The sequence below is a fragment of the Leucobacter sp. G161 genome, from assembly GCF_001482305.1.
GTDB lineage: Bacteria > Actinomycetota > Actinomycetes > Actinomycetales > Microbacteriaceae > Leucobacter.
This window is the reverse complement of the sequence record NZ_LOHP01000014.1, coordinates 64,625-84,387: the sequence shown is the minus strand read 5'-3', so window position 1 is coordinate 84,387 and position 19,763 is coordinate 64,625. Positions and strand designations below refer to the sequence as shown.

Annotated in this window: 17 protein-coding genes, 1 pseudogene and 1 riboswitch; of the genes and pseudogenes, 10 read left to right on the top strand and 8 right to left on the bottom strand. The window is 67.0% G+C overall.

Features of this window, described 5'->3' with window-relative positions:
• Window positions 1-198: 198 nt before the first annotated feature.
• The 6 genes from AUL38_RS01415 to AUL38_RS17950 form a co-directional block, all read right to left on the bottom strand.
• A complete protein-coding gene (locus tag AUL38_RS01415) occupies window positions 199-2,178 on the bottom strand; it encodes an ABC transporter ATP-binding protein (protein ID WP_059058569.1) in 1,980 nt (659 codons plus the stop codon).
• 125 nt (window positions 2,179-2,303) lie between these two features.
• Window positions 2,304-2,810 carry a 6,7-dimethyl-8-ribityllumazine synthase gene (ribH, locus tag AUL38_RS01410; RefSeq protein ID WP_059058566.1) on the bottom strand — a complete coding sequence of 169 codons (507 nt, stop codon included), beginning with the start codon at window positions 2,808-2,810 and terminating at the stop codon, window positions 2,304-2,306.
• Between the two features lie 42 nt (window positions 2,811-2,852).
• A complete protein-coding gene (locus AUL38_RS01405) occupies window positions 2,853-4,121 on the bottom strand; it encodes a bifunctional 3,4-dihydroxy-2-butanone-4-phosphate synthase/GTP cyclohydrolase II (RefSeq protein ID WP_059058564.1) in 1,269 nt (422 codons plus the stop codon).
• A gap of 41 nt (window positions 4,122-4,162) precedes the next feature.
• Window positions 4,163-4,792 (bottom strand): riboflavin synthase, encoded by a 630-nt coding sequence (locus tag AUL38_RS01400; protein WP_059058562.1) that lies wholly within the window; start codon window positions 4,790-4,792, stop codon window positions 4,163-4,165.
• Window positions 4,792-5,412 (bottom strand): RibD family protein, encoded by a 621-nt coding sequence (locus tag AUL38_RS17955; protein WP_369795277.1) that lies wholly within the window; start codon window positions 5,410-5,412, stop codon window positions 4,792-4,794. Before AUL38_RS17955 ends, AUL38_RS01400 begins: the two co-directional genes overlap by 1 nt.
• On the bottom strand, window positions 5,405-5,881 hold the full coding sequence (locus AUL38_RS17950) for a bifunctional diaminohydroxyphosphoribosylaminopyrimidine deaminase/5-amino-6-(5-phosphoribosylamino)uracil reductase RibD (RefSeq protein WP_369795276.1): 477 nt from the start codon (window positions 5,879-5,881) through the stop codon (window positions 5,405-5,407). The genes AUL38_RS17955 and AUL38_RS17950 overlap by 8 nt, the downstream gene beginning before the upstream one ends.
• Window positions 5,882-5,935: 54 nt before the next feature.
• Window positions 5,936-6,082: riboswitch (FMN riboswitch) on the bottom strand.
• A 105-nt stretch (window positions 6,083-6,187) separates the two neighbouring features.
• Between AUL38_RS17950 and AUL38_RS01390 the strand changes: the two genes are divergently transcribed.
• Entirely contained in the window at window positions 6,188-6,373 is a 186-nt protein-coding gene (locus AUL38_RS01390) for a hypothetical protein (protein ID WP_059058560.1), read from the top strand.
• Between the two features lie 51 nt (window positions 6,374-6,424).
• Here AUL38_RS01390 and trpS read toward each other — a convergent pair.
• Together trpS and AUL38_RS01380 are read right to left on the bottom strand one after the other, a co-directional pair.
• Window positions 6,425-7,428 (bottom strand): annotated as a pseudogene (gene trpS / locus AUL38_RS01385) (tryptophan--tRNA ligase).
• A 54-nt stretch (window positions 7,429-7,482) separates the two neighbouring features.
• On the bottom strand, window positions 7,483-8,343 hold the full coding sequence (locus AUL38_RS01380; RefSeq protein ID WP_059058633.1) for an exodeoxyribonuclease III: 861 nt from the start codon (window positions 8,341-8,343) through the stop codon (window positions 7,483-7,485).
• Window positions 8,344-8,511: 168 nt separating this feature from the next.
• Here AUL38_RS01380 and AUL38_RS01375 point away from each other — a divergent pair, with 168 nt between their 5' ends.
• From AUL38_RS01375 to hpf, 9 genes are all read left to right on the top strand, one after another.
• A complete protein-coding gene (locus tag AUL38_RS01375; RefSeq protein ID WP_083506503.1) occupies window positions 8,512-8,826 on the top strand; it encodes a WhiB family transcriptional regulator in 315 nt (104 codons plus the stop codon).
• Between the two features lie 63 nt (window positions 8,827-8,889).
• Window positions 8,890-12,126, top strand: a complete 3,237-nt coding sequence (locus AUL38_RS01370) for a glycosyltransferase family 2 protein (protein WP_083506502.1) — start codon at window positions 8,890-8,892, stop codon at window positions 12,124-12,126.
• A complete protein-coding gene (locus AUL38_RS01365; protein ID WP_059058558.1) occupies window positions 12,123-13,520 on the top strand; it encodes a DUF5719 family protein in 1,398 nt (465 codons plus the stop codon). The genes AUL38_RS01370 and AUL38_RS01365 overlap by 4 nt, the downstream gene beginning before the upstream one ends.
• 19 nt (window positions 13,521-13,539) lie before the next feature.
• Window positions 13,540-13,968, top strand: a complete 429-nt coding sequence (locus AUL38_RS01360; protein ID WP_059058556.1) for a metallopeptidase family protein — start codon at window positions 13,540-13,542, stop codon at window positions 13,966-13,968.
• 63 nt (window positions 13,969-14,031) lie between these two features.
• A complete protein-coding gene (gene mtrA, locus AUL38_RS01355; RefSeq protein WP_059058554.1) occupies window positions 14,032-14,715 on the top strand; it encodes an MtrAB system response regulator MtrA in 684 nt (227 codons plus the stop codon).
• Window positions 14,716-14,724: 9 nt separating this feature from the next.
• Window positions 14,725-16,437 (top strand): MtrAB system histidine kinase MtrB, encoded by a 1,713-nt coding sequence (mtrB, locus tag AUL38_RS01350; protein ID WP_059058552.1) that lies wholly within the window; start codon window positions 14,725-14,727, stop codon window positions 16,435-16,437.
• Entirely contained in the window at window positions 16,434-18,116 is a 1,683-nt protein-coding gene (locus AUL38_RS01345; RefSeq protein ID WP_059058550.1) for an LpqB family beta-propeller domain-containing protein, read from the top strand. The genes mtrB and AUL38_RS01345 overlap by 4 nt, the downstream gene beginning before the upstream one ends.
• Before the next feature lie 99 nt (window positions 18,117-18,215).
• The gene (locus tag AUL38_RS01340; protein WP_161937385.1) at window positions 18,216-19,070 is read left to right on the top strand and encodes a ComF family protein; all 855 of its coding nucleotides are present in this window, start codon (window positions 18,216-18,218) and stop codon (window positions 19,068-19,070) included.
• A 65-nt stretch (window positions 19,071-19,135) separates the two neighbouring features.
• Window positions 19,136-19,762 (top strand): ribosome hibernation-promoting factor, HPF/YfiA family, encoded by a 627-nt coding sequence (gene hpf, locus AUL38_RS01335; RefSeq protein ID WP_059058545.1) that lies wholly within the window; start codon window positions 19,136-19,138, stop codon window positions 19,760-19,762.
• The last annotated feature ends 1 nt before the right edge of the window (window position 19,763 follow it).

The following is a 19,763-nucleotide window of genomic DNA, read 5'->3' as shown; positions in this document are numbered from 1 at the left end:
CCGCTCAGCGCACGCCACCGCAGGCTAGCTCGCTTGGTGCGTCTGCTGCCGGCACGCGTGCTCGCCGTGACGCTCAGCGGACATGTCCTCAGCGAAGTCAGGAATGTTCAGCGGCAGAACTACCCTGACCTCGCTGAGGACATGGCGTTTCGGCGCCCTTGGGAGCTGAGGTGTACGCCCTCAACTGTGCAGAACCGCCTACTCGGCTGCGGTGGCGTCCTGCGGCACGAGCAGCTGGTGCTGCGCCAGCTCTCGGTAGAGCGGTACCGACTCAACGAGTTCGGCGTGGGTGCCCTCACCGATCACGCGGCCGTCGTCGACGACGATGATCTTGTCGGAGTCGACAACGGTCGAGAGGCGATGCGCGATGACGACAAGCGTGCGGCCGGTCGCGACCGAGTCGAGCGCCTCGCGCATGAGTCGTTCGTTGACGCCATCGAGCGAAGCGGTTGACTCGTCGAGTAGCAGGATCGGGGGAGCGGTGAGCAGCGCACGCGCGATCGCGAGGCGCTGTTTCTCGCCGCCGGACAGCATGAGGCCGTTCTCGCCAACCTGAGCGTCAAGACCAGATTCGAGCCCACCCGTCAGTGCTGATCGATCGAGCATCCCCCCGAGGTTCACCGCTCGCAGCACGCGCTCGCAGGCCGCGTCGCTCGCGTTCGGCGAGGCGAGCAAGAGGTTCTCGCGGAGTGTGCCCGCGAGGACAGGCGCGTCCTGCTCGACGTAGCCGAGCTGAGCGCGGAGTTCGGCCCGGTCGAGCGTGCGCAAATCAGCTCCGAGGAGTGAGATGGCGCCCGAATCGGGGTCGTAGAAGCGCTCGATGAGGCCGAGCACGGTCGATTTGCCGGCGCCGGAGGGGCCAACGAGCGCGACCCGTGTGCCACGTGGAACGTCGAAGGAGACGCCGTGGAGCACCGGGGTCTCGACGATCTCAGCAGGGACCGCGGCAGCCGCACGGCCACCCCGACCGCGCACGAGCTCGCGCGCGTCAACGCGGTCGGGGGCTGCGGAACGGTAGGTGAAGTGCACGTCGTCGAAGCGGATCGCGGGAGCCTGCTCGTCTCTGACGGATTCGAGCGGGACGATGCTGCCCGTCGGCGACAGCGCGGCATCCTCGTCGGTCTCGGCCTTCAGCCCGTCGATCTCCTGAATTCTGCCGAGTGCGCCGAGCGCCTGGTTCACCGCGGCGAATGCGCCGAAGGCCTGGCCGAGCGGGGTGATCATCATGAACAGGAAGATCACAAAGGTCACGAGCTGGCTGATCTCGATCGCGCCAGATGCGACGCGGTAGCCGCCGAAGCCAAGCACTGAGAGCAGCGACACCTGCAGAGCGATGAATGAGATGGGCACGATGAGCGCGGAGATCCGCGCGATCTTCAGCCCGAAGCCGTACGCCTCCTCTGCCTGCTGCTCGATGGCGGCGCGCTCCCGGTCCGCTGCACCGGCGGCCCGAATGGTGCGCATGGAACCGATTGCGCGGTCAACGGAGGCCGCGAGATCGCCCACCTTCTCCTGGGCGCGTGACACAGCCGGGCGGATCTTCCCCGCGAGGAGCACCACGACGACAAGCGAGACGCCGATGATGCTGAAGGTGATGAGGAACAGCACGGGGTCGATGATGAACATGCCGATGAGCGCCCCGACAAACAGGAGCGAGCCGCCGATCGCCTCGACGAGGCCCTGCGTGAGTACCGCGCGCAGCAGGGTCGTGTCAGAGCCGACGCGTGAGACGAGATCGCCGGTGCGGCGGCGGTCGAACTCCGAGATGGGCAGGTGCAGAATCTTCGCGATGAGGCGGCGGCGCGAGCGCAGCACGACCCCCTCGCCCATGCGCTGCAGCAGGTAGTGCTGGTAGCCGTCGAGGAGGGCACCGAGGATGACGACTACCACCAGCACGGCGACGAGTGCCCCGAGCGGTTCAGCAGCCTGGACCCGCTCGATCACCTGACCCACGAGCAACGGCTGGGAGAGCGACACGGCTGCGCTGACGACGCTGAGCACAATGATGAACGTGAGGAGTCCACGCTGCTCGAAAAGGTAGGGCAGGAGCTGCTTGAATGAGGCGCGCGGCCCCGCCTGTTTCGTACTCGAGCGGCGTGCGCTGCGGGACTTCGAACGGGGGGACTTCGGGGCATCGGCCGCGGTGCGCGGAGGATGCTGCGATGCGGCTTCTGACACGCACTCACTCTAGTCTTGGCCGATGCGCGGTCGCTGGGAAAGAAGGGCTGGTCGCCACGAAAAAGGTCTGGCCCTCGCCAAGCGGAAACACCGCTCGGTGAGGGCCAGGCCTTCGGCTCGGATGGTTACGAGTGTGCGGACCCCGCGCTGCGGATCGCACGCAACTGCACGGCGAGGTGCAGCGCGGCCTCACCGGCCTCCTGCCCCTTCGACTCGACGGAGCCGGCAAGCCCTGACCGGTCGAGCGCCTGCTGCTCGTTGTCGGTCGTCAGCACGCCGAAGCCGACCGGAAGACCAGCGTCGAGCTGAACCCGCGTGAGGCCGTCGGTAACGGCGTTCGAGACGTACTCGAAGTGGGGGGTGCCACCGCGAATGATCACTCCGAGGCAGACCGCTGCATCGAAACCGCCGCCGCCGTCCGCTGCCGGCGTGAGGGCCGCCTGCGCCGCGGCGGGGAGCTCGAATGCCCCCGCGACGCGGAAGAGGACGTGCTCTGCGCCGGCGGCGCCTACGGTCTCTTGTGCTCCCGCGATGAGGCCGTCCATAATCTCGGTGTGCCAGCTGCCCGCGATGATCGCGACGCGCAGCCCGCTCGCGTCGACGGCGAGGCTGGGCGCTCCTGCTCCACTCATGACTCTCTGCTTTCTCTTGTTCTGCTTGGGGACACCGGTGGCTTAGAGATCGCCTGCGGGGAGCTCGTGGCCCATCCGGTCACGCTTGGCCTGCAGGTAGCCACGGTTCTCGTCGGTGACGCCCACGAAGAGCGGCACGCGTTCGGAGACGGCGAGCCCGTGCGACTCGAGCTGCGCGACCTTGTCCGGGTTGTTCGTGAGCAGGCGAACGTCGCTCACCCCGAGGTCTGCCAAGATATCCGCCGCTGCGGTGTAGTCGCGCGCATCCGCGGGGAGGCCGAGCTGCAGGTTCGCGTCGAGCGTGTCGATGCCCTGCTCCTGCAGCTGGTACGCGCGCAGCTTGTTCGCGAGGCCAATGCCGCGTCCTTCCTGGCCGCGCAGGTAGACGACGACGCCCCCGCGCTCGTTGACGAGGTCGAGCGCTGCGTCGAGTTGTGGGCCGCACTCGCACTTCAGCGAGCCGAATGCCTCGCCCGTGATGCACTCGGAGTGGACCCGGACGAGGGCGCCCTTGCCGGGCATTGAGCCGTCGGGCTGTTTCGCGACGAGTGCGATGTGATCCACACCCGCTCGGCGGTCACGGTAGGCGAGGGCCCGGAAATCGCCGTGCTCGGTGGGGAGCAGGGTGTCGGCGCGGAGGCTCACGCGACGTGAATGGCCTTGGACGGCCGGGGTGCCTGCGGGGTCGTGCTCGTTGAGGTAGTCGATGAGGCGCTCGATAGTCGTCACGACGACCCCCTCGGCTGCGCCGAGCTCGATGAGGCCGGGGAGGCGCATCATCTCGCCGTCTTCGGCGACGATCTCAGCGATCACCGCAACCTCGCGCAGGCCAGCAAGCCGCATGAGTTCGACCGCAGCCTCGGTGTGGCCGTCACGTGCGCGCACGCCGCCGTCGACCGCGCGGAGCGGGAGAATGTGGCCGGGACGGTTGACGTCCGTGGGGACGGCTTCGGGGTTCGCGAGCACGCGCGCCGTGGTGGCGCGATCGCTCGCGCTGATGCCTGTGGTGACGCCGTGGGCCGCGTCAACGGTCACCGTGTAGGCGGTGCCACGGACGTCCTCGTTGCGCTCGACCATCATCGGGAGGTCGAGCTGGTCGGCGATGTCGTTCGTCATCGGTGCACAGAGCAGCCCCGACGAGCGGCTGACCGTCCAAGCGATCCACTCGGCTGAGGCGAGCTCGGCGGAGATGATGACGTCTCCCTCGTTCTCGCGATCCTCGTTGTCGGCGACAATAACCGGGCGGCCAGCCTTGATGGCTGCGATTGCCTCTTCGATCGAGGCGATGCCCTCGGTGCGTGGGGTTGTCATTCGGTGTCCTTAGGTTTTCTGGGGTGTCTAGAGTGCCGCGGCTACGCGTTGTCTTGGAAGCTGAGCATACGCTCGACGTGGCGAGCTATGAGATCTGTTTCGACGTTGACGCTGTCTCCGGGGGCGAGTGCGCCGAGCGTGGTCGCCTCGAGCGTCTCCGGAATGAGCGAAACCTCAAACCACTGCTCGGTCTCGTCGGCAGGCGAAATCGCCGAAACGGTGAGCGAGGTGCCGGAGAGCGTCACCGAGCCCTTGTCGACGAGCAACGGTGCGAGCTCGCGGGAGATCGCGAAGCGGAGCGTGCGCCACGCGTCGCCGTCCTCGGCGGTGAGCAGCGTCGCGGTGCCGTCAACATGCCCCTGCACGATGTGACCGCCAAGCCGGGTGTCGAGGCGGGCTGCGCGCTCGAGGTTCACGCGGCTGCCGGGGGCGAGCTCGCCGAGCGTCGACATGCGGATCGACTGCGCCATCACGTCGGCGCTGAAGGTGCCGCGCCCCTGCGCATCGGTGCCCTGCTCGATGACGGTGAGGCAGACGCCCGATACCGCGATCGAGGCGCCGTGGGTCGCGTCGCTCGTGACGAGCGGGCCGGCAACCGTGAGGCGCAGCGAGTCGCCGATCGGCGTGACGGCGACGATCTCGCCGATTTCTTCAATGAGTCCGGTGAACACTAGCGAATCTCCTTCTGGGCGGGCGTTGCGATGATGAGCAGATCTGGTCCGAGTAGCTCGGTGTGCGTGAATTCGAGGCGGTGGATCCCGGCCATCGTGTCGATCCCCAGGTCGCCGACGGCGAGCCTGGGGCCGCCGAGCAGCGCGGGGGCGATGTAGACGAGGAGCTCGTCGACGAGGCCGGCGCGCAAGAGCGAGCTCACGATGTGCGGCCCGCCCTCAACGAAGACGCTGTCGATGCCGCGCGCCCCGAGCGAGGTGAGCTCAGCGACGAGATCTGATCCCGAGAGCCTGATGGGAGCCGGGAACCGCTCGCCGAGCGCGGGGTGCGCGAGCACGCGCGAGCCGGCGGGAATCTCGCGGGAGCCGACGACAACGGGCACGGGCTGCTCCCCAGCCGGAACCAAGAGGTCGCCCGCCGGGGTGCGCGCGGTGAGCGACGGATCGTCGGCGAGCAGCGTGCCAGTGCCAACGAGGATCGCGTCTGCCGCGGCCCGCCTGCGGTGCACGTCCGCGCGGGCAGCAGGCCCGGTGATCCACTGGCTCGAGCCGTCTGCGGCGGCGGCGCGGCCGTCGAGCGTTTGGGCCCACTTCGCGGTGATGCGCGGGAGCTTAGCCACGGGCCTCACCTCCCTGCCGCTGGAGCCACGGCGCGAGGAACGCGCGGACTTCGTCGGCGAGGATCCCGCCGGTGACCGGCACGCCGGCGGCGCGCAAGGTATCTCCGCCGCCGCTCGAAGCAGCGCCGGGATCGGCGAGGCCGAACGCGACCTGGCCGATGCCATGATCGAGCAGCGCTCGAGCGCAGGGTCCCGTGCGGCCCGTGTGGTTGCACGGCTCGAGCGTGACGACGGCGGTGAGCGCGTGGGGATCCACATCCGCCGGGAGGAGCGCGAGCGCCATTGCCTCGGCGTGCGGGGTGCCGGCGCCCTTGTGCCAGCCCTCGGACACGGTCGTGCCAGCGGCATCAAGAATGACGCAGCCGACCTGCGGATTCTCGTTATCCGCTGGGCCGCGCTCAGCCAGCGTGAGTGCGCGGCGCATAGCGAACTCGATCACCTCGGGTGAGAGTGGGTGCGCGGCCGGCATGCTGTACCTTTTCTGCAGCCCGGGCACGGGGTACACGAAGCGTCGCCTCGGTGACCCGCGTTCCTCCTATCCGGACTTGTGCGCGAGCTCTCGCCCCGCACATCACCGTCGGTGCCGGAATTACACCGGCTCAGCCTCGCGGATGCGAGGGTCGCGGACTTTCACCGCCGGTTCGGAATCCCACCGACCCCGGAACACGCCTCAAGCATAGCGCGGAGCGCCTGCGAGTGGTGTGCCGAACGCTACGGGCGAAACCGGGGAATACGGCTGCGAGAAAGGAAAGCACCGCACAACGGGAGGGGCGCAATGTCAGCACACCCAGGGGACCAGCCGTGGCTCGTCGTCATCGATCCGCAGACGATCTTCGCGGATCCGAGCTCCGAGTGGGGTTCGCCACTCTCGACCTCGTGCCCGAGGCCCGTGAGCTCACTGTCCGCCCGACGCTCGACCTGCCGACGTTCGGCAAATGGGGTGCCGAACTCGAAGCGGTGATCGGCGGAGCCCCCGTGGTGCTCGCGGGGGTCTCCACCGACTGCTGCGGGCCTAGCGGCGCGCGAGCCCCATGCGCTCGTAGACGAGGTTCAGCGTGGTGTTCGCGATCTCGTTGGCACGATCCGCGCCGCGTGCGAGCAAGCGGTCGAGTTCAGCCGGATCCGCCATGAGCTCCTCGGTGCGCTCGCGCACCGGCGTGAGCGACGACTCCACTACCTCGGCGACGGCCTTCTTCAGGTGGCCGTAGCCCTGGCCCGCGAACTCCTGCTCGAGCGACTCGATAGAGCGTTCGCCGAGTACGGAGAGGATCGTGAGGAGGTTCGAGACGCCAGGCTTTGCCTCGCGGTCGAAACGAACCTCGGCGTCGTCATCCGTGACCGCGCGCATGATCTTCTTCGTCGTCACCTTCGCGGGATCGAGCACCTTGATGAGGCCAGCCTCGGTCTCCGCAGACTTCGACATCTTCGAGGTCGGCTGCTGCAGATCGTAGATCTTCGCGACCGTCTTCGGGATCTGCGCCTCGGGCACCACAAAGGTGTCGCCGAAGCGGGAGTTGAAGCGGTTCGCGAGGTCACGGGGAGCTCGACGTGCTGCCGCTGGTCCTCGCCGACGGGAACCTGCTCTGCGTTGTAGAGCAGAATGTCCGCGGCCATGAGGATCGGGTACGTGAACAGTCCGACCGAGGCGGTGTCGGCCCCGTGACGCTGCGACTTGTCCTTGAACTGGGTCATGCGTCCCGCCTCACCGAAACCGGTGAGGGTATTGAGCACCCAAGCGAGCTCGGCGTGAGCGGGGACGTGCGACTGGATGAACAGTGTCGACTGCTCGGGGTCGATGCCGGCCGCAATGTACTGGGCGGCAGTGCGGCGGGTGCGCTCGATGAGCTCATTCGGATCCTGCGGCACGGTGATCGCGTGCAGGTTCACCACGCAGAAGATTGCGTCGAAGTCTTCCTGCATCTTCGTCCACTGGCTGAGCGCACCAATGTAGTTGCCGAGCTGCAGGGAGTCGCTCGAGGGCTGCATTCCAGAGAAAATGACTGGCTTGGTATTCATATGTGTAACTGCGTTCCTATAACAAGTGTGTGGTCCGCGCTGAAGCCGGAAGGCTCAGATGCGGTAATCGACGATGACGGGCGCGTGATCCGACCATCGCTCGTCGTAGGAAGCCGCCCGATCGATCGTGTAATCGAGCACGCGCTCGCCCAGCTGCGGGGTGACGACGTGGTAATCGATGCGCCAGCCGGTGTCGTTGTCGAATGCCTGGCCGCGGTTCGACCACCAGGAGTACGGACCCTCAACTTCGCCCGCGAAGGTGCGGCCGACGTCGACCCAGCCGTGGCCGGTGCCCTCGGAGCCGTCTACACCCTCCACGGTCTCGCCGCGCGGGCCGAAGAACCGATCGAAGTAGGCGCGCTCGCGAGGCAGGAAGCCGCTCTTCTTGCGGTTGCCCTTCCAGTTCTTGATGTCGAGCTCGCGGTGCCCGACATTGAAGTCGCCGACGACCGCGGCGAACTCGCGCTCAGCGGCGAGCTCGTCGAGGCGCACGCCCATCGCGTCGAGGAAGGCCCACTTGGCCTCCTGGCGTGGCGTGTCCACCTCGCCCGAGTGGGTGTAGTTGCTCACAACCGTGAGCTGCGAGTCGCCGAAGGCGAAGTCCGCCTCGATCCAGCGACCCGAAGACTGGATCTGCTCCTGCGCGTCAGCTGGGCCGAGACCGACGCGGTGCGCAAGCGACGGCACCCGGCTCGCGATGGCCACGCCTGCGCGCCCCTTGATCTCGCACGGGTCGTGCAGCCAGTGCCACCCCGCCGATCCGAGGAACTCTTCGAGGTGCTCGTCTTGTGCGCGCACCTCCTGGAGAGCAAGGACATCGACGTCGCGTTCAGCGAGCCATTCACCCATGCCCTTGCGGTAAGCGGCCCTGATGCCGTTGACGTTGACCGACGCGACGCGGAGAGAATCTGCCATGAATACAGTGTAGAGGTGCGACACGCATGGCTCCACTGACCCTCAACACCTACTTGAGGGTTTAGACTCCTCGGCTTGACACGAGGTGAATGACAAGGGTGTAATTATTCGAGATAGCGGCGTGTCAGCGTCGCAATATGAGATTTCTTGAGAAAGGGGGCGCACCACATGGAACACGCATCAGGGCCCAGCGTTCCCGGCGACTGGTTTGTCGACCCGGTATTTCTCGGCACCCCCGGCATCCGTCGCTCGACTGAAGATGAAGCTCTTGCTTGGCAGACTGACGCGCTCTGCGCGCAGACCGACCCCGAGTCCTTCTTTCCCGAGAAGGGCGGATCAACGCGCGAAGCGAAACGAATCTGCGAGAGCTGCGAAGTGCGCTCCGATTGCCTCGAGTACGCGCTGGAAAACGATGAGCGCTTCGGTATTTGGGGCGGACTCTCCGAGCGAGAGCGACGGAAGCTTCGCCGCGAAGCAGGCTGAGGTTCGTGCTGCACGGCATGGCTTCAGTTTCAAAACGTGCTTGGTACCTAGACTGACGGCGTTATGCGCAGCACAGTAACCGCAGTCATTGTCGCTTCCCAGGGTGGGGAGTGGCTCGATGAGACGATCGCCGGGATCGCCTCCCAAACGAGGCGCCCAAACGCAATCGTCGCCGTGAACAACGGCGGCGCTGAACGCGTCGGCACACAGCTCGTGAACGCGAACCTCGGCGGAGCTGAGGCGTCACGCGTCATTGGAATCCCCTCGAAGCTCTCGTTCGGGAGAGCGGTCGCCGCCGCACTCACAACGGTGCTCCCCGGGGAGAACCCCGCGTCCGAGTGGATCTGGCTCCTCACGGAGGATTCCTGCCCGGAACCGGAAGCCCTCGAACGGATCCTGTCGAGCGTGCAGCGCGCGCAGTCGGTTGCAGTTGCGGGCCCGAAGCTCGTCGACTGGGATCACCCGGAACGTATCATCGAACTCGGGCAGAGCCTCACGACGACCGGCTCGCGGTGGCTGCTGCGGAGGCAAGAGCTTGACCAGCAGCAGTACGACCATCTCGAGGATGTCCTCGGAGTTGGGCCGGTAGGCATGCTTGTGCGCCGCGACGTCTGGGACGAGCTCGGCGGATTCGATCCGGCGTTCTCGAGCTACGACGACGCGCTCGACTTCTGTGTGCGCACCCGGCTCGCTGGGCATCGCGTGGAGGTCTCGCCAGAATCACGGGTCCGGTTCGCCCGCAGCGGTGTCGCCGGCCCGCACATCGACCGTTCGCGCGGGGTGCTCCGCACCGCACACCGGCAGGCCCGCACCGCGCACCTCCACCGCCGGATCGCCTATGCCCCCGCGTTTCCAGCGTTCTTCCTCTGGCTGGGCCTCCCACTGCTCGCGATCATTCGCGTCTTTTGGGCGCTGATCCGCGAGCAGCCGGGCAACATGTTCGGCGAGTTCGTCGCGGCCCTCACCGTGTTCTTCCGGCCGAAAGCGTTGCTCGCCTCACGGAAACGCGTGAAACGGGCGTCGAAGGCCGGCTGGGCGGCGGTGCGGCCGTTGCGCACGGACCGAAAGACCGTGCGCACCGCGCGCATGGTTGACCGCGAGGCCATTCTTGCCTCGCAGGGTCGCGTGCCACGCGAGCTCGGGTTCGTCTCGACCGGTGGACTCGCGGTGCTGGTCACCACCTCAGTGATCGCGATCGCACTCACCTGGTGGGCGATCGCGCAGACGAGCCTGTTCGGCGGCGGGATGGCTCCGCTGAGCTCGATCGGTGAACTCTGGCACCACACCCGCACGATCGATGGCGTCCCGGCCGACCCGTTCGCCTGGGTGCTCGCGGTGCTCGGCTCGGTCACGTTCTGGAACCCGTCGCACGCGCTCGTGCTGGTGCTCATTGTCGCGATCCCACTCTCCGCGCTCGGAGCGTGGATCTGGGCTGCGCAGATCACCGAGTCGGCAGCGGCGCGCGTCGTCGTCTCCATCGGGTTCGCCGTCAGCCCGGTGCTGCTCGGCTCGATCGCATCCGGGCGCATCACGACCCTGATTCTTGCCGTGGTGATGCCGTGGCTGCTGCTCGCAGCGACCCGCTGCCGCGAATCGTGGAGCTGGGCTGGCACCGCATCACTGCTCGCAGCTGTCGCGCTCGCATGCGCCCCGGTCCTCATCCCTGTCGCGCTGGTGTTCCTCGTCGTCGGAGTGTTCTCGAGCGTGCGCGGCGCACTGCGCGTGCTGTCGGTCGGCATCGCTCCACTGGTGCTATTCGCGCCGAAGATCATCGCCACGATCTTCGACGGACGACTGCTGGATCTCCTCGCCGACCCCGGAATCGCCCTGCCGTACACGCCTGGGAACACCTGGCACCTGCTGCTCGGCTTCCCCGAGTTTGGGCTCGACGGCTGGGCGCGGATCTTCGAATCGATCGGGCTCGGCGGTGCACCAGCCACGCTGCTTGTCGGCGTGCTCATGTTGCCGCTCGCGCTCCTCGCGCTGCTCGGCCTGTACACGGGGCGCGTAGCGGTCACGATCCTCCACGCACTCTTCGGTGCTCTCGGCATCGTGACGGCTGTCGGCTCAACCCAGCTCATGCTCTCCACAGCCGGGGACACACCCGTCGCTGTCTGGACGGGTTCGGGCCTCGTGCTCTACTGGCTCGCGGTGCTCGGGCTCGCGGCTCTGGGCGCGGAGACTGCTCGCCGCGCGGCGCCCGCCATCGTTGCTGTCGCGCTCGTCGCGGCACTCGCGGCCGCTGGCCCGATCGCGGTCCGTCTCGTGACGGGCAACGTTCCCATGGGGTCGGGCGATAGCCGGATGCCGGCCCTCGTCCAGGTTGCGGGCGAGCAAGACCCCACGACGCGCACCCTCGTGGTGACCGCCGTCGGTGAACACGCGGTGCAGGCTGAGATCGTGACCGGGGAAGGCCTCGAACTCGACGAGGTGCGTACCTCTGAACGGCTCGCTGACCCCGGTGAGTCCGATCGTCGTCTTGCGGAACTCGTGGGATCACTCGCGAGCATCGGTGGCGGGAGCGTCGGCGACGCCCTCAACGCAGAACGCGTGAACTACGTACTGCTCCGATCCGGCAACGAGGCCACCGAGGAGACCGAACTCCAGCGCACACTCGACCAGCATCCGGAGCTCGCGAGCGTCGGCACGACGGACCAGGGCCTGCTCTGGCGCGTCTCCGAAGCGACGACCGGAGCAGACGACGAGGGCGATGACTCGGCAGTGCTCGTCGGCACCTCGTTCGGCGGGCAGACCGTCTGGACTGTTCAGCTGATCCTCATCTTCGCGATGCTCCTGCTCGCGCTTCCCACGGGAGAGGTTGTCGAGCGGCCGGAGCGGCGCAAACGACCCAAGCGTGCCCGCGGCAAGCGACGTTCGAAGCAGCGTGCAGCAGCATCGTTGGCGGCCGGGGCCGCCGCGGCTCCTGAGCCGACGCCCAAGGTCGCCCCGGCAGTCGAAGCGGCGCAGGTGACGCATGACGAGCTCCCGGCTGAGATCGAGCCGACGCACGAGACTGAGACTGAGACTGAGGCTGACGCTGAGACTGAGCTCGTGCCCGCGCCCGAGACTGCGGTCGAGCCGACGCCTGCGGCTGAGCTCGAACCGGTGCCTGAGACTCAGGCCGAGCTCGAACCCACGCCCGAGGCCGAGCTCGAACCAGCGCCGGAGGCCGAGGCCGAGCCGACTCCTGAGATCGATGAGGCTGACAAGGCGCTTCCCGCAGAAACCGTGACTCCTGAGGAGCCCGAGGCTGCGGACGAAACGGATCCCGAGAGCGACAAGGGAGCTGACAAGCGATGAGTACGAGCAAGAAGTTTGTCCGGGGCGGAGCCCGTGCGCTCACCGGCGTCGTGATTACCGGCGCAGCGGCCGTCGGCGCGTTGCTGCTCGGTACCGTCCAACTGCCCGCTGTGGAACGTGAGCCGCACGCGGTACAGGTGAATACGACCCAGGACGGGGAGCGCAGCGTTGTCTGTGCGGGAGCCTTCCCCGAGCTCGGCGCTGACCCGACGCGCCCCGACGTTGCTGTGCCTGTCGGCGAGGCCTCGGTGCTCGTGCTCGGCGACGGTGAGCTGGCGACGCTGGCGGGAGCCGGCGACGAGGGCGCGAACCCGAGCGGGGCCCGGGTCGTCAGTGGCCTGGCTGAGGCAGCCATCGCGGCAGCACAGACCCAGAAGCTCTCCTCACCCACGCTGTCTGGGATGACCGCGAGTGGCTGTGTCGAGCCCGTCAACGAGCAGTGGCTTGTGGGCGGCGGGAGCACGCTCGGCCTTTCGACCACGCTGAGCCTTGGCAACGCGAGCGAGGTGCCGGCGACGGTGCAGATCACGGTGTTCGACGAGGCCGGTGAGATCGATGCCGTCCAGACCTCTGGCGTGATCGTCGCTCCTGGTGCCGAACAGATCGTCTCGCTCAACGGCTACGCGCCGAACCGGGAACGTCTCGCTGTCCGGGTCACCAGCACCGGCGCGCCGGTGGCGGCGAGTCTCGGCATCGCGCGAGTTGATGGGATCGTCCCTGTTGGTGCGAGCACGGTCACGCGCCAGCTCCGCGCCGAGCAGCTGCTGGTGATCCCAGGTGTATCCAACGAGGACTCGCACGACCACGAGACGGTGCCGACGGACACGGGCCCCGCAGACCGATTCCCTGTGCTCGTCAACGCGCTCACTCCGGGCGATGTCGCTGGCAAGGCTCGCGTGTTCGCGACGGACCCCGATGGCACGCGAACCGAGCTCGGCGAGATCGACCTCGAGCCACGCACGGTGGGGAATCTCGCTGTCGAGAGCTGGCCGCACGAGGCCACCGCGATCATCATTGAATCCGAGGTGCCGGTGTTTGCGGGGGCCGAGGGCGCCTCAAACTCGGGCGAAACCCACGACTTCCAGTGGTTTGCTCCCGCGCCGGAGCTCGTGAAGGACGCGACGACCGCGGCCCCAGTGGTCGCTGACGGAGCGCTAGTCATCGTGAACTCGGGTGATGTGCCCGCCGAGGTCAGCGTCACGGGGGGCAAGACACAGGAACTCACGGTTGCGCCAGGCGCCGCGGTGACCGTCGCCGGCACCGGGAAACGCGCAATTACGAGCTCAGAAGCGGTGCATGCCGGGGTGCAGCTGCGCGGCAGCGGCAGGATCGCGGGCTACCCGATCTCACCGCGCGCAGAGCACACCGGTGAGCTCACGGTGTACACCCGCTGACCCGGCCTAGACTGGTGGGATGATGTCACGAGGTGCGCGCGCGCAGGGACAGCCAACGCGGCATGGGCGGAGGCCGATTCGGTCATCGCTCACCGGCCCAGCCCTCGCGAACCCCGCGAGTCGAGTCGCTCGATTTGAGACCGACGCGCGTGGCGTCGTCGAGTTTCTCCAGCACACGTTCCCTGATGAGTTGCGCGGCGTTCAGATCGGCTTCCAGACGGTACCTTCGGGGCAGGGGGATAGCGCGCAGCCGATGCTCTATTCCATCGATCGCAGCGCGCGCAGCATCATGCTGTACCGCATGCCTATTCAGCGCGCCCGCGGGCTGCACGTCAACGATGACGAGCACAGGAGGTACTTCATCGAGCACTGCGTCTACCGCGCTGTGTGCGAATACCTGGGGCACGAGCCGTGGGAGCTGCTTCCCGGAAGGTTCGACCACTTCTAGCAGCCCATCCCTTCGAGGGGACCCGGTTGCGTGATTACCAGGCTGACCAGTCATAATAGGCTCATGAGCGCACGAATCCTCGTAGTGGATGACGACAGAGCACTCGCTGAGATGCTGAGCATGGTGTTGCAGGGCGAAGGATTCCTGGTGGAGCACGCATACGACGGCTTTGAAGCCGTCGAGCAGTTCCGCTCCACCCGCCCTGACCTGGTGCTGCTTGATGTCATGCTGCCCGGTCTCGACGGCATCGGAGTCTGTGAGCAGATTCGCGCGGAGTCTGGCGTGCCGATCATCATGCTCACTGCGCGCACCGACACCCGCGACGTGGTGCGCGGCTTGGAGGTCGGCGCTGACGACTATGTCGTGAAGCCGTTCAACCCGGCCGAGCTCATCGCCCGCATCCGCGCTCGCCTGCGTGAGCCGCAGGAGGACACGCACGAGACACTGAGCATCGGTGACCTGTCGATCGACGTCGCCGGGCACGAGGTGAAGCGGGGCGACGAGGTCATCGCCCTCACTCCGCTCGAATTTGATCTCCTCGCGATTCTCGCGCGTAAACCGCAGCAGGTGTTCACGCGCGAGGTGCTGCTGGAGAAGGTCTGGGGCTACCAGTACAAGGCCGATACCCGACTCGTGAACGTGCACGTGCAGCGGCTCCGCGCGAAGATCGAAGTTGATCCAGATCGGCCCACCATTGTGACGACCGTGCGCGGGGTCGGCTACCGCGCTGGTGCCCGCGCAGAGTAGTCCGGGGACATGACCGAGCCGAAGACGCGCGGGCGAGGGCAGCGCGCGTGGCGACGGCTGCGGATCCGGTGGATACGATTCACGCAGCCGATCTTTGGGCCGTTCCGAGCGAGGTGGAACAACTCGCTCATGGTGCGCACCATGACGATTACGGGGCTTGTCACGGGGGCGATGATTGCCGTCGCTGGCATGTTCCTGCTCACAAGCGTGAGTAACGACCTGTATTCGTCGCGCCGCGATCAGGCGCTGCAGGATTCTGCGCGTGCGACCGTGCAGGCGCAGCGCATCATTGACTCTTTTGACCCCGCGGACCGGGGCGGGCTGCAGTCACTGCTCACGACCGTGCTGCGCACCGTGCAAGACACCTCGGCGAGCCAGATGATTCACATTCGTCGGCAGCAGAATCAGGCGCCGTTCCCCGAGCTCTCCTCAGTGGCGAGCACGCCGTCTGCGCTGGGGCAGTCCATCAGCGACGAACTCTCGAATGCGGTGCTCGTCGCCGAGGAGCCGCAGTACTGGCAGGCCGTGACGTTCCGGGGGGAGGACTCGAAAGTGACGCCGGGCATCGTTGTGGGATCGTCGCTGCGGTTCCCCGCGGGCGCCGGGACGTTTGACCTGTTCATCGGCTACGACCTCACCGACACCTCCGACACCCTCTCGTTCGTGCAGCGTACGCTGCTGCTCACCGCCGCGGGCATGATGCTGTTCATCGGCCTCCTGGTGTGGGTCATCTCACGGATTGTGTTCCGCCCGATTCGCGTCGCGGCAGACACGAGTCGGCGGCTCGCGGCCGGGGAGGCCGACGCGCGCATGCCGCAGCAGCACGACGAGCACTTCGACGTCCTCTCTGACGGCTTCAACGATATGGCCGATACGCTGCAGGCGCGCATTCGGGAGCTCGATGAGCTCTCCGAAATGCAGCAGCGATTCGTCTCTGACGTCTCGCACGAACTGCGCACTCCGCTCACGACGATCCGCCTCGCAAGTGAGGTACTCAACGGGCAACAGGACGCACTTGCCCCCGGCCAGCAGCGCGCTGTCGAGGTGCTGAGCACACAGGTAGAGCGGTTCGAGGCCCTCCTGACTGATCTGCTCGAGATCTCGCGCTACGACGCAGGCCGGGTGACGCTTGAGACCGAGCCGACGAACCTGGTGCACCTCGTCGACGAGGTCGTCACCTCGCTCAGACCGCTGTCGTCGAGCCTCATCGAGGTGCGGCCGCTCGGCGGTTACACGCCCGTTGACGTGGATGCCCGTCGGATCAGACGGATTGTCTCAAACCTCGTCGGGAACGCGATCGAGCACGGCGAGGGCGAGCCCATTGTCGTGACCATCGATTCGAACGTTCATGCCATCGCCATCGCTGTTCGCGACTGGGGCGTCGGCATGGCGGCGGCCGATGTTGAGCACGTGTTTAACCGCTTCTGGCGCGCGGATCCCTCGCGGAAGCGTACGCTGGGCGGCACCGGCTTGGGGCTCGCCATCGCGCGGGAGGATGCCGCAGTGCACGGCGGATTCCTCGAAGTGTGGTCGGCAAAGGGGGAGGGGACGAACTTCAGACTGACGCTCCCGCGAGGGGACGAAGTCACGAACTTCATCTCGCCCATCGCTCTCATTCCGGAGGACATCGCCGCCGCGTCGAACGTCCGTGACACGACCGGAGGCTGGCTGAAACGGCCGTTCCGAAGGAGCATCAAGACACCGCGGGAGGGACAGGCATGATCGGCATCGGTCGACGACGAACTCGCAAGGCCGCGGTAGGGATCATGGTGATCGCTGCGCTTTCCCTCTCGGCGTGCGCGGCGATCCCAGGATCGGGCGCTGTGCAGCCGGGATTGCCCGATATCAACCAAGCCGAGCAGGCGGTGCAGTTCAGCGCATTTGGGCCATCGGTAGGGGCAACGCAGGAGGAGCTCGTGCGCGGCTTCCTCACCGCAGCGAACTCGCCAACTGACGACTACTCGGTTGCGCGCGAGTACCTCACGCCCGAGTACGCTGCCCAGTGGGACCCGTACTTTGGGGTGCTGATCTGGGAGGGGTCGCGGCCATATCGCACCGACGGCAGCGACGCCGGCATGCTCTCGCTGTCGGTGATTGCCGAGGTTGAGCCCAACGGCCGGTTGCTGCCAACCGAAGCGGGCGAAAGCACGGAGCTGCGGTTCGAATTTGTGAAGCACGGCGATGAGTGGCGGATCGCCTCGGCCCCGGCCGGCGTCATCCTTGACCGGTCGACGTTTGAGGCGATCTGGTCGCAGCATCAGGTGACGTTCCTCGGCCCTGGCGGGCGCCTCGTGCCCGACACTCGGTGGTTCCTCTCGCGTGCGGCGCTGTCGACCGAGATCGTGAATGCCCTCCTCGACGGGCCGAGCGAGCGCTTCACGCAGGTCGTGCGCTCCGGCTTCCCGCAGGGGGTCACGCTCACGAAGACGGCGGTACCCGTCGAAGGCGGACTCGCGCGGGTGGATCTCACCGGCGAGGGACTCAATAACCCGCAGGCTCAGGACGAGATGCATTTGCAGCTGCAGACGAGCCTGCAGACGGTCGCAGGCGTGAACCGTGTGGAACTGCTCATCGACGGTGCGCCAGTTCGCGACAAGACTCAGCCGGTGCGCCCGACGACGCCAGTCATCATCGGGGCCAAGCTTTCGGGGATAGTCGGCGGACGCTTCGGCGTGCTCACGGCAAGCGCGGTCGAACCGGTCATCGGGGTCAGCGCTGCGGTGGAGAATCTCGAGGCCGATGCGGTAGCGCTGTCACGGTCGAAGACTGTCGCCGCAGTTCGCGCTGCGGACGGGATGCACATCGTGTCCGAGGGGTTCACAGCGCCGATCGATATGCGTAAGAACCTGCTCGCACCGAGTATCGACGACGACCTGTGGGCGTGGTCGACGTCCGCAGACGACCCGGCGACTATCCATGTCGCGAATGTGCCTGGCGAGCAGCGCGACCTCGAAGCACCGTGGCTCGAGGGGCTCGACGTTCGAGCGCTGCGTATTTCGCCCGGTGGGAGCGAAATCGGGGTGCTCGTCAACAGCGGAGGCAAGAGCTACGTGCTCGTCGGCGGGGTCATCCGTGATGCAGACGGCAGCCCAACCGCAGTGACGCCGAAGGCAGATATCGAGATGTGGGCCGGCGGCGAAGCGATCGATCTCGACTGGATCGATCAGCAGCGGTTTGTCGCGCTGACGAAACAGGGGAGTGCCGGCAAGGTTACGATCGGAGGCCCCGGCACGTTCTCGAGCGAGCAGGGCTCCGTGCCAGACGCCGTCGAGGTCTTCGGCGGCGGCAACCGTGCGCAGATTCGGGTGCTCACGTCGAGCGGGGAACTCTTCGCGCCCCAGGGCGCAAGCGGGTGGCAGCGTGTGGCAACCGATATTGAGCTCATGGCAAAGCGGGGCTAGCGTTGCCCACAGGAGCGCGGGACGCGCAGTTCGCCGCGAGTTGTTCCTTCTCGGCGGCGTAGTCCCCGGCCGGACTCCTCAGCGTGGCACGCTGCACCTGTGGGCCCGATACGATCCTTCTCTGCTGCCTCTGCTGCCTCTGCTGCCTCTGCTGCCTCTGCTGCCTCTGCTGCCTCCGCTGCCTCCGCGGCCGCCAAGCGACGCGCGGCCCGCTGGGCTGCGGTCCGCGAGCTAGGCCTCGACCTCGCTGCGCTGCTCTGGCCCGCCACCTGCGTGGGGTGTGGGGTGGTGGACCGTGAGCTCTGCGCTGCGTGCACCCGAGTGGTGCTGGGCGGCGATGCTGCGCCCGTTCGGCGCGTGGATGGGGCCGGGGTGCCCTGCTACGCCGCAACCGCGTATGCGGGGCCAACGCGTGCGGCGCTGCTCGCGTACAAACACGGCGGGGCGTTCGGCTTCGTGCGCCCGCTCGGCCGCCGTCTGAGCGGGCCACTCGAACGCGTCCTCGCCGATGACAGCGGAGGCATGCGGCGACTGGCAGATCGGATTCCCGTGCTCGTATCGCTCCCATCCCGGTCCCAGGGTGTGCGGGAGCGGGGGTGGAAACACGTCGACGAGCTGGTGAAGGTGGCGCTGCGGGCGAGTGACTTCCCCGCAGCGCGCTGTTCTGCGCTGCGCGCGCTCCGGCACCGTACCGGCCAGGTTGGACTCGATGCGGTAGGCCGAGAGCGGAATGCGCGGCTCATTGCGGTGCGCAGACGCGCGGTGCGGCGGCTGCGCGGACGGCCGGTGATTCTCGTCGACGACATCGTGACAACGGGAGCCTCCCTCAGGGCCGCGGTCGCGGCACTCGAGGCTGTGGGGGTCGAGGTTGTCGCCGCTGTAGCGCTGTGTACAGCACTGCGGCGAGACATGCCACAAAAAACAGAGTGGAACCTCACAGGTGAAAAGGGGTAATGTTCGAGAAAGGCGTAGTGGTGCGCCACACCGGCCCACCCGCCTGAGTCACCTGGGAGGTCGTCATGGACGTCAGCATCCACGGTAGGAATGTCGAGATTACGGATCGATTCGAGCAGTACGTCGAGTCGAAAACCGAGAAGGTAGCGGGATTGCTTCCGAAGGCACAGGCCTTTGAAGTGCGAGTCTCACGCCTGAGCGACAAGAGCCCCAAACACGGTGACCGCGTCGAGATCACGCTGATCGGCCCGGGTCCGGTGATCCGTGCCGAATCAACCGGCCCCGACAAGTACTCCGCCTATGACATCGCCTACGGGCGCGTGCTCGAACGCATCCGCCGGTCGAAGGATCGAGCGCAGGATCACCGTGGCCGTGGCCGCACTTCGCTTGGCGACGCAGCTGCGAACGACTTCGCGGTCGTGGATCTGCAGCCCGCATCAGCCGAGATCATTGATGCGGTCTCGACGGGCTCAGTGCCGGTCGTCGGCGAAGCCGAGCCGGCCTACAGCCCCGTGGTGATTCGGTCGAAGGAGTTCCCTGCGGAGCGGCTCGCCGTCGAAGATGCTGTCGACCAGATGGAACTCGTCGGTCACGACTTCTTCCTGTTCATCGATTCGGAGTCGGAGAAGCCGAGCGTGGTGTACCGCCGCAAGGGCTGGAACTACGGGGTGCTCTCGCTCACGGAGGACTAAC

Coding starts and splice junctions, on each gene's coding strand:
- hpf (WP_059058545.1), top strand. CDS start 19,136: ATGGACGTCAGCATCCACGGTAGGAATGTCGAGATTACGGATCGATTC.
- mtrA (WP_059058554.1), top strand. CDS start 14,032: ATGAGCGCACGAATCCTCGTAGTGGATGACGACAGAGCACTCGCTGAG.
- AUL38_RS01345 (WP_059058550.1), top strand. CDS start 16,434: ATGATCGGCATCGGTCGACGACGAACTCGCAAGGCCGCGGTAGGGATC.
- AUL38_RS01380 (WP_059058633.1), bottom strand. CDS start 8,343: ATGGCAGATTCTCTCCGCGTCGCGTCGGTCAACGTCAACGGCATCAGG.
- AUL38_RS17950 (WP_369795276.1), bottom strand. CDS start 5,881: ATGCCGGCCGCGCACCCACTCTCACCCGAGGTGATCGAGTTCGCTATG.
- AUL38_RS01365 (WP_059058558.1), top strand. CDS start 12,123: ATGAGTACGAGCAAGAAGTTTGTCCGGGGCGGAGCCCGTGCGCTCACC.
- mtrB (WP_059058552.1), top strand. CDS start 14,725: ATGACCGAGCCGAAGACGCGCGGGCGAGGGCAGCGCGCGTGGCGACGG.
- AUL38_RS01375 (WP_083506503.1), top strand. CDS start 8,512: ATGGAACACGCATCAGGGCCCAGCGTTCCCGGCGACTGGTTTGTCGAC.
- ribH (WP_059058566.1), bottom strand. CDS start 2,810: ATGAGTGGAGCAGGAGCGCCCAGCCTCGCCGTCGACGCGAGCGGGCTG.
- AUL38_RS01360 (WP_059058556.1), top strand. CDS start 13,540: ATGATGTCACGAGGTGCGCGCGCGCAGGGACAGCCAACGCGGCATGGG.
- AUL38_RS01405 (WP_059058564.1), bottom strand. CDS start 4,121: ATGACAACCCCACGCACCGAGGGCATCGCCTCGATCGAAGAGGCAATC.
- AUL38_RS01390 (WP_059058560.1), top strand. CDS start 6,188: ATGTCAGCACACCCAGGGGACCAGCCGTGGCTCGTCGTCATCGATCCG.
- AUL38_RS01370 (WP_083506502.1), top strand. CDS start 8,890: ATGCGCAGCACAGTAACCGCAGTCATTGTCGCTTCCCAGGGTGGGGAG.